This window comes from Paraburkholderia sp. C35, assembly GCF_003121405.1.
In the GTDB taxonomy this organism is placed as follows: Bacteria; Pseudomonadota; Gammaproteobacteria; order Burkholderiales; family Burkholderiaceae; genus Paraburkholderia.
The window spans coordinates 1-7,835 of record NZ_QBUY01000174.1; the positions used below are offsets into that span (position 1 = coordinate 1).

Annotated in this window: 7 protein-coding genes; 1 reads left to right on the plus strand and 6 read right to left on the minus strand. The window is 53.4% G+C overall.

What is annotated here, in order from left to right; genetic code table 11:
* Positions 1–49: 49 nt before the first annotated feature.
* The 3 genes from DK391_RS42595 to DK391_RS42605 all read right to left on the minus strand — a co-directional run bounded on the left by DK391_RS42595 (position 50) and on the right by DK391_RS42605 (position 3,533).
* Positions 50–457: a hypothetical protein gene (locus tag DK391_RS42595; protein WP_162601061.1), complete on the minus strand. Its 408-nt coding sequence runs from the start codon at positions 455–457 to the stop codon at positions 50–52.
* 281 nt (positions 458–738) lie between these two features.
* Complete coding sequence (locus tag DK391_RS42600) at positions 739–2,787, minus strand: SIR2 family protein (RefSeq protein WP_162601062.1); 2,049 nt, start codon at positions 2,785–2,787, stop codon at positions 739–741.
* Positions 2,788–2,963: 176 nt separating this feature from the next.
* Positions 2,964–3,533, minus strand: a complete 570-nt coding sequence (locus tag DK391_RS42605; RefSeq protein WP_109484023.1) for a TetR/AcrR family transcriptional regulator — start codon at positions 3,531–3,533, stop codon at positions 2,964–2,966.
* 147 nt (positions 3,534–3,680) lie between these two features.
* Between DK391_RS42605 and DK391_RS42610 the strand changes: the two genes are divergently transcribed.
* On the plus strand, positions 3,681–4,400 hold the full coding sequence (locus DK391_RS42610) for a hypothetical protein (protein WP_109484024.1): 720 nt from the start codon (positions 3,681–3,683) through the stop codon (positions 4,398–4,400).
* A 755-nt stretch (positions 4,401–5,155) separates the two neighbouring features.
* Here the strand turns inward: DK391_RS42610 and DK391_RS42615 are convergent.
* The 3 genes from DK391_RS42615 to DK391_RS42625 form a co-directional block, all read right to left on the minus strand.
* Complete coding sequence (locus DK391_RS42615) at positions 5,156–5,911, minus strand: SDR family oxidoreductase (protein WP_109484025.1); 756 nt, start codon at positions 5,909–5,911, stop codon at positions 5,156–5,158.
* Between the two features lie 64 nt (positions 5,912–5,975).
* Complete coding sequence (locus DK391_RS42620; RefSeq protein WP_162601063.1) at positions 5,976–6,401, minus strand: Rrf2 family transcriptional regulator; 426 nt, start codon at positions 6,399–6,401, stop codon at positions 5,976–5,978.
* A gap of 145 nt (positions 6,402–6,546) precedes the next feature.
* Positions 6,547–6,831 (minus strand): hypothetical protein, encoded by a 285-nt coding sequence (locus DK391_RS42625; protein ID WP_109484027.1) that lies wholly within the window; start codon positions 6,829–6,831, stop codon positions 6,547–6,549.
* Between the last annotated feature and the right edge of the window lie 1,004 nt (positions 6,832–7,835).

Consider the following 7,835-nt stretch of genomic DNA (forward strand, 5'->3'; position numbering starts at 1 on the left):
TCGTGCCACTCCTTGAATTCGCCTCATCCCAGGATAGTGCACGCTCGCGTCAATGCCAGGACTTTTGCAGAGATTCCCTATCAAAACCTGGTACCCCGATAGCGCGACGAGCAAATTCAACTGCCTGCTCGATACCTTCACGCTCGATCTTCTCAAGCGTTGCAACAGCAGCTGCATCCTGTAGTTTGAAAACCTCGCACCATTCCGAGGAGAGACGACGAATCCGGTCCAGCTTTTCATCTGGATCTCGCAATCCGGTCAGGACCTTACGCGTGACGCTCGCAAAATGATCATGGTCTCTTGTATCGAAGAGATGCTTACATTTTGAAAGGACGGCGGTCGCTTTCCATGCTTTGTCATTTGCATAGAGTGGCTTGGGCCAGCTCGCGACCCATGCCTCGTCGATCGTTCGCCGCCTTAAACGCGTCTCATCAAGAAGCTGGTTAATTGCGCCCACGAACGCTATCTTCCCCTCGGCTCCGTCTGTACAGTTCTCACGGAGTAACGTGAAAACCTGGCTTACGATGTGTGGCGATGCGGGATTGTTCACGAAATTCGAATGGGTACGAGAAACATGGGACAGACCAGATCCACTGGATCAGATGGTCTTGCGCCAGCTACCTCCATAACGGCAAAAATCGACACACCTTAAGTCGATATGCCGAAGCGACCGGGCACTACGCTAGACCTACCGGAGAAGTAGCGACAATGAGCGCGTGCCACGTTTGTAGTAGAAGATTATTTTCTCCCGACGAGTCGCGATTGCAATCGCTGCACGTATGACGCGACTGTCTGATTTACAATTTCAATGCCACATTGGTTCCAATACCGCCGGTCTTGGTCACCTGTTGTAACTGCCCACGACCGAGGGCCGCGATGCTCTTGGTGTGCGAACCGGATAGTCGCTTCCACATCCTGCGCAGCAAGTCCATGACCGAGAAAGAGCAGCTGGGTGTTTGACAGAACTTGAGAAATCGCTTGCGGGAAAACACGCGGAATGCGCGAAGCAAGATCCCAGTAGTCGAGCCGTGTATTCACGAACGTTTCCGGGATTTCCTTTCGGTAGTCAATCCCACCATTCAGCTTGACAACGACAAACCCAGGCGCAAGCGAGCGAATGTTCTCGGGTCGTTCGATGATTCGAAGGCCGTCGTCGGGACTGCGATGGTAGAAGAGCCCCGCATGGGTTCCCGACGCTTGGTACGAAAACAGATGGAATGGCAGATCTGCATCGGAAAGCGTCTCTTCGAGTACGCAATCGTAGTTTGTCGTAAAGATCGTTGGATATGGGAGCGGCACGCCAGATTTCGAGTTGAAGCTACTCCACGATGCGAAGAACTCGTGTGTCTCGCGCCGAACAAGCGTCGTGTACTCGAACAGCTTCTTGATCTCATGGTCCAGTGCGTCACGCCCATGCAGGTCGGCGATATACTGTGAAACGGCAAATTGCTCTCGCACGAGCGCATCACAATCGAAGATTGACGCTAACGTCTGGTAGAAATCGGAAGCGAGCAGTCGTGTCGGCGCATGAATTGCTGCACCCAGGAAGAACGTAATTCTGCCATCTTCAATCTGACGCGCGATACGATCGAAATGGGCCGTCAGGTCCCCGTCCGCAGGCTTGGATGCTTCGCTGCTGGACGAACCGGCAGGGTCTGGAGTTGCGAACAATGTGAAAGGTGGAACCGCGGACCGTGTGGATGAAGACGCCTTTGACTTATCGTTTGAGGCTACACGTAGCGTCTGTACCGAGGATCGCTCAATAATTTGCTGCAAGAGCTCCTCAATGCAATCACCGTGACCTTTGGTTTTCGTGGGCTGATACCACAAGGGAACTACACCGCATTCGCCGAAATGCGCTTCCCGCACGGCGAGTTCCTTTTTCTTGTCAGGCACCGGGACAATCGCGAAGTGTCGAATCGCTGCATACTCAGCGTGCACTTTTTTCAGCATTTTTACTGTTCGATCTTCGGCCAAGCTTGCGCCAATGAAGAGCAGCGAACGGCTGCTGAAAAGAAGACGCTCAACGCTTTCGAGCAACTCCCGCTTGTTTCGGGCATCAGGTAATCCGTAGTTCGCATCATAGTCGGACTTTGTGAACGTCCGCCCAACGCGATCTTGCCAGTCTCCGTGCAGCTTGATCAGCGCATGCTCATTTGAGTGAAGGGCATCGACAATCTGATCTGGTCGCGGTCCGGATATAACGGCCTCGAACGGCGCTCCGTTCACCGCAAATCCCTTCTCGAGCACCCGGTCAAAGTTGGTCGTGATTGCTGGGCCACCGCCCAGTAACGGCAGAAGAGACACAGTGCCCGAGCGGAACTCGGAGTTGGCAAGGACATGGTCGCCCGCAGCAGTGGCTACGATGTCCTGAAAGCCGTCCGGACCGAAGCGCTTCAGCAAACTCTCTGCTGCCTCCTCGTATTTGCCGCGTTCCAGCAAGCCGGCCATCTTTCGCTTGAGTGCTGGTGGTGTCGCGTTGAGCAGCAGATCACCCCAATTTTTGTACCCGAACGCCATGGATATCCCAGCGCCCAAAAACGGAATCAATCCTGTGGCCGTTCGCGCCTGACGTTCGATCAGCACCATGGCGTGCCTGTTCGAGCGGTCGAGCCATTCCTGTACCGTTTCGCGTCCCATTTCTTTTTGCTTTCGTTGATAAGTTGGACATCCGTTGGGGATGCATCTTACCAGCGAGGGGCTCGATGTGACTCGCAAAAGGTGGTAGATCTGGTCATCAAGCAATCGGCGCTGACGCAGCGCGACGCGAACGCGAATCTGCAACACACAATGCGCCTGCACTGATTCGGCCGGCCAGCCTAAGCCAACAGGTTGCAGCCTGCTACCTGTCGCTGCCTCCCTCTCGTCGCTTGCATTATCGCGACAACTAACCGCGGAGGCAGAGCTGATTATGGCTGGCTCATTCGAGATATCTATCCACATGACTCCGTTGTGCTCGTGGACTATTCGATACGCACATTCTCGATAAGCGATGACGCAACGTCTTTTGCCAAAAGAAATGGCGCGGCGTCGCCCGTCGTGTGCGAGAGGACCAACGCACCTTGTAGAATAACGTTAAGCTGTTTTGCAAGATACTGAGGTCTGGCAAAGCGCGCTTCCTCACACAGTTCAAGGAACTTCATTTCCGCGCGCGTACTTGCTTCTATTCCAAGCTTGACAATACCTTCATGTTTCCCGGCGTATTCTTGCGCTGCTTTCATCCCAAAGCAGCCTCGTGTGCGCACCCGGCCAGTATTCTTGGGTACATCGAAGACCGCGATGATCTGCTTGCGTGGATCGCTGACATTTGCGACCGGGTCGAAGAGATCACGCACGATGGCCTCGCTATAGAGCCTCAAGGCGGCCTCAATCAGGTCTTCTTTTGACGGGAAATACTTATAGAGGGTGCGCTTGGATATGCCGCTACCGGCCAAAGCGGCCTCCATGCCCGTCGCATGAAAACCCGATTCATAGAATCGATCCAAAGCATAGCTCACAATTTCGAGCTTCTTACCTTCTATCTCCAGCGCCATATCGCCTTCCTTGTGAGTTCGCCGCTGATAGCTAGGGTATCCGGTTGACAAAGTAAACACAATCGTTTACTTTCGGGGTTGGCATCCTGTCTTATGACCGCTCGGCGATGTCGCTCCTGCTCAACTTCGACGAGAATCCCGCACTCAATGACTGATCTTCTGGATAAAGTACTCGACGCACACGGTGGACTGGATAACTGGCACCGCGTGAACAATATCGATTTCCGCCTGACATTTCGCGGCGCGCTACTTGAAATCAAGCGCCAACCGCACGGTATGCGAGACGTTATGGTGAAGATCGACATACAGCGTCGCCGCACTTTGATCACGCCGTTCCCGGCGCCGGGCAGTCGAGGGATATTCGAAGATGGGCGTGTCAGGATTGAAACCGATGCTGGAGTAATAACATCGGAACTCGACGACCCGCGCAAGTCTTTTGAGGGTCATGAACGCAAGACGCCGTGGAGTGATAGCCAGTTTTTCTACTTCGTGGCTTACGCGCTTCAGAACTACATGACCATGCCGTTCCTGCTCACTAACGATGGCATTCACTGCGAGGAGATTGCTCCACACGAGGAGCATGGCGAGCAATGGAGAGTGCTCAAAGTCACGTTTCCACCTAGCATCCATGTGCACTGCGCAGAGCAGAAGTTTTACTTCAACGATGCAGGCTATCTCGTTCGTAACGACTACATCCCGGATGTTAGTCGCGGTACAGCCGCGCACTACACATTTGACCACAAGAATTTCGATGGTTTTATTTTTCCAACCAACCGTCGTGTAGTATTTCGCGACGCGAACGACCACACGCTTCTAACGGCTCCATCTATCTTCAGGTTAGATATCGAATCTGTTGTCTTGTCGTGAAGGCAACCGTCCATTTAACGTCGTGCTGCCCCTCAATTCCGGCTAACACTCACCGAATGGCGTGGATTGAAATTCGCGCCTTCGTTATGGCCGTATGACTATTTCGCACAAAGCGAATCCGCATACCACTCTTTCATCAGCGGCCACCGCACAGGACTCGTCTCCTTCGGTGTGCCAGAAACGCAGGTTCCCCGCCTTCTCCTCGTCGTGAGCTTCAGGTAGGTCCGTTAAGGCTGTGCTTTTTCATCAGCGGTGCGTCTGACAGAACAAGGTAAGGTGGTCGCGAGTTAAATTGCAACCTCCCCCCCTCTTGATAGGCCACGCCCCGACCACGGTCGACCTATCTCTAGACCCCCGCGGAAGGATGCCGGAAGCGGAGATATCGCCTCGCTACTTGAGCACACTGACGTTGAACCCGCGCAGCGGCTCGGGTGTTCACCTGAACATACCGCGTACGGAAAGCATGTGCAGAAAGTGAACGATTGGATGATTGAGCAGCTCGCTCAACGATCTGGAGAGGGCTGATCGCTATGCTTGCCACCGCTGCGAGGGGTGGCCAAGAGACCTTTCAATGATTGTCAACGCCGCATGGGCTTTGATGCTGATCGCTCGGTTGCGATTAGCACAGCTACCCGTAGCCGGTGCACATTGACTGTAGTTTTAGGAGACTACAGGCTCGCCAACGGCAGACTACTCCGTCGACGTTACGCACCGGTCAGTATTCACATCATGTCACGCACCGTGCGTGACATCGTTCACCACGGCAACTGCTTGTCCAGATGGAAAAAGCCACCGCTGGGACCATCCTCTGGCAAAAGTGCGAGCCGTAGGCTGGTTTTTCCGCCATCCACAATAGACATAGGCGCGGCGCTCCCGCCCATCGACGTCTGCACCCAGCCCGGATGCGCTGCATTGACTTTGACGCGAGTCCCCTTCAGAACGTTGGCCAGATGCACGGTGTACGAGTTGATCGCCGTCTTCGAGGTGTCGTATGCGACAGAATTGATATTGAATACGGGTGACGACGCATCGCTATGTAGTGTCAGCGAACCAAGTGTGCTCGAGAGATTCACGATACGACCGGCGGGCGCTGCCTGAAGAAGCGGCAGCAGAGTTTGCGTCAGGAGGACAGGAGCGAAAAAGTTCGCTTCCATCGTTTCGCGCATAACACTTTCAGGAACATCTATCGCGTTATAAAGCTCGTTGACGCCCGTTTCGCCTTCGAGGTAGACACCTGCATTGTTGATCAGGATGTCCAGTCGGCCTGCAAGCGTTTTGAAATGATCTCGGGCCTTCTGATGGTCTTGTTGATTCGTCACATCGAATACGAGGTGACTGATGCTCAGGCCTTCATCGCTCAACTGCTGGACTGCAGCTTTGCCTGCCTCATCGCTGCGCGAACCGATAACTGTAAACACTCCGGCCTGAGCCAACTGCCTCGCGGTTTCCAGTCCAATACCGCGATTTCCGCCCGTTACGAAGGCAACCTTTGTTTGCTGATCGAGTTTCATGGATTTTCTCTGGTACACGTCACAACAATTGTGCGTTTAAAAGTAACAATTAGAGGCAAAAAAATTAGCCGCAATCTTTGATCATTGCGACCACGTCTGCGAGCGTTTGTCGAGCAAGGCTTTCTTCGAGACCGTTCTGCGCCACACACAAAACACGCTCCATGCAACCTTTGATATTACGGCTGACCCTGCACTCCTCTTCAACTGGGTAGTCGTGAATTGCGAACGCAACGGGCGCCTCACTCGCACGGTATATCTCGAGCATTGTGATCTGCGACGGCGGCTTCGCCAGCGAACACGCCCCGCTCTTGCCTCGCACGGTTTTCACAAGTCCAGCCTTGGCCAGTTTCGAGATAATGCGGCGAACGAAGCTTGCATCCGCATTCACGCTGTCCGCCAGTGTCGCCGAATACATTGATTGGCCATGACGAACACCCAAAGTGGCCATCACGTGCGAAGCGACTGAAAATTGAAAATTTGTGCGAGACATGTCTGTAACCGTCATCGACACAATATCACGCAGCGAGTGAAAATTTTCGTCTACATTGATGTCGCAAATGCAAGTATTTGTTGTCCGCCAATGACATCATCAAGCCAGTCAAGGATGCACTGGTTGTGCGCATATAACGGGCAAATCACACAAACAGCTTTTTCATTCCAATATCGTGTGCTTTCATCAAGACCGAAGACTGACCAGGGCTTGAGCTCGCGACGAGTCCAGCGTTCAGCTTGAGGCGACTGAGGAAGAGAAGTTTGCTCGCCTCCGGCGTAGTCGTGAATCTGACTTCGAAGTCGATGAAAGCCGTATCGACGACCCTCCGTATATTCTCCGATACCTGCTCTCCGCTCATAATGCGAACGCCGAGCGCCATGAGTTCATCTACGTAGTGACGAACAACATCGTCATCATGCTTGTCCACTTTAAATACTCCACACCGGTTCGAAAAAACGGGTTGAAACTTGGGCGCACCAGCCGCCTATTGCCATCACGACACAACGAAGCGTCTGTCGTAGGTTCGCGCTGAACGTCGAAAGAATTTTACGGTGCCTCAACTTCAGTAGCGCACCAGATCCAGACCGAAGCGAAGGATATAAGTGATCTTCTATTTGTACATTAGCTAGATCACAACCGAATACGTGTGCCTACTGCTTGTTGTCAATACGCAAGAATCTTTTGCAATTTCGACAAGAATAGAACTTCTAACAAGACTGGTGAGAGTGTTGCACCCTCGAATCTTCTAACTTTCGATGGATATTCTCGATCTCCGATGACACACAAGAGAGATGCATCACATCCGCCAGCGACCGAAATCGGATAAACGAAGTCGCTATGCCATATCAAAAACTCTTCAATGCAAACAGTCTACGATATGGTCTTGCTTTGGCCTTTTGGCGAAAGAACTGTTTTCGCGTGCGACGGACGCCAGGACTGCGTCCCAGCGTCCGCTCTAGTGTCTTCGACACCTGGCTGCCAGCGGTCCAAGCAAATCAACACTGCTGCAAGTCTACGCACCGGCGTCTGCCCATGTCGCAGTCGGTAGCACGATAGCCATCTCTTTTGACGATCATTCCCAATAGCCGAAAATCAGCTGCTGTTATGCGTCGCGTAACACACCGTAATCTTCGAGATGTCACGAATCGCACGTACTTGATCAAGAACGCAAATCAGTGACCGATATATAGCGAGTCGTACAGCAGAACAACCAAAAAACCGAGGATTCAAGTTGAAGAAAATTTCCCAAGCCCTTCTTGCGTCGGCGACATGCACTGTCATCCTGGCAGGTTGCGCGACCAATGAGCAAGGTCAACTCGTCATTGACCCAAACAAGGTCAATGAGGTCATAACGGGCGCGCTGGCCCCCCGGGCGGGGCCGGCCGCGCGGGGGGGGGGAGGGGGGGGGGGGGCGGGTCCGGCGGGGCGCGG

What these genes read in the sequence shown, in the direction of transcription:
- DK391_RS42610 (WP_109484024.1), top strand. Translation starts at nt 3,681, where the DNA reads ATGACTGATCTTCTGGATAAAGTACTCGACGCACACGGTGGACTGGAT.
- DK391_RS42605 (WP_109484023.1), bottom strand. Translation starts at nt 3,533, where the DNA reads ATGGCGCTGGAGATAGAAGGTAAGAAGCTCGAAATTGTGAGCTATGCT.
- DK391_RS42615 (WP_109484025.1), bottom strand. Translation starts at nt 5,911, where the DNA reads ATGAAACTCGATCAGCAAACAAAGGTTGCCTTCGTAACGGGCGGAAAT.
- DK391_RS42620 (WP_162601063.1), bottom strand. Translation starts at nt 6,401, where the DNA reads ATGTCTCGCACAAATTTTCAATTTTCAGTCGCTTCGCACGTGATGGCC.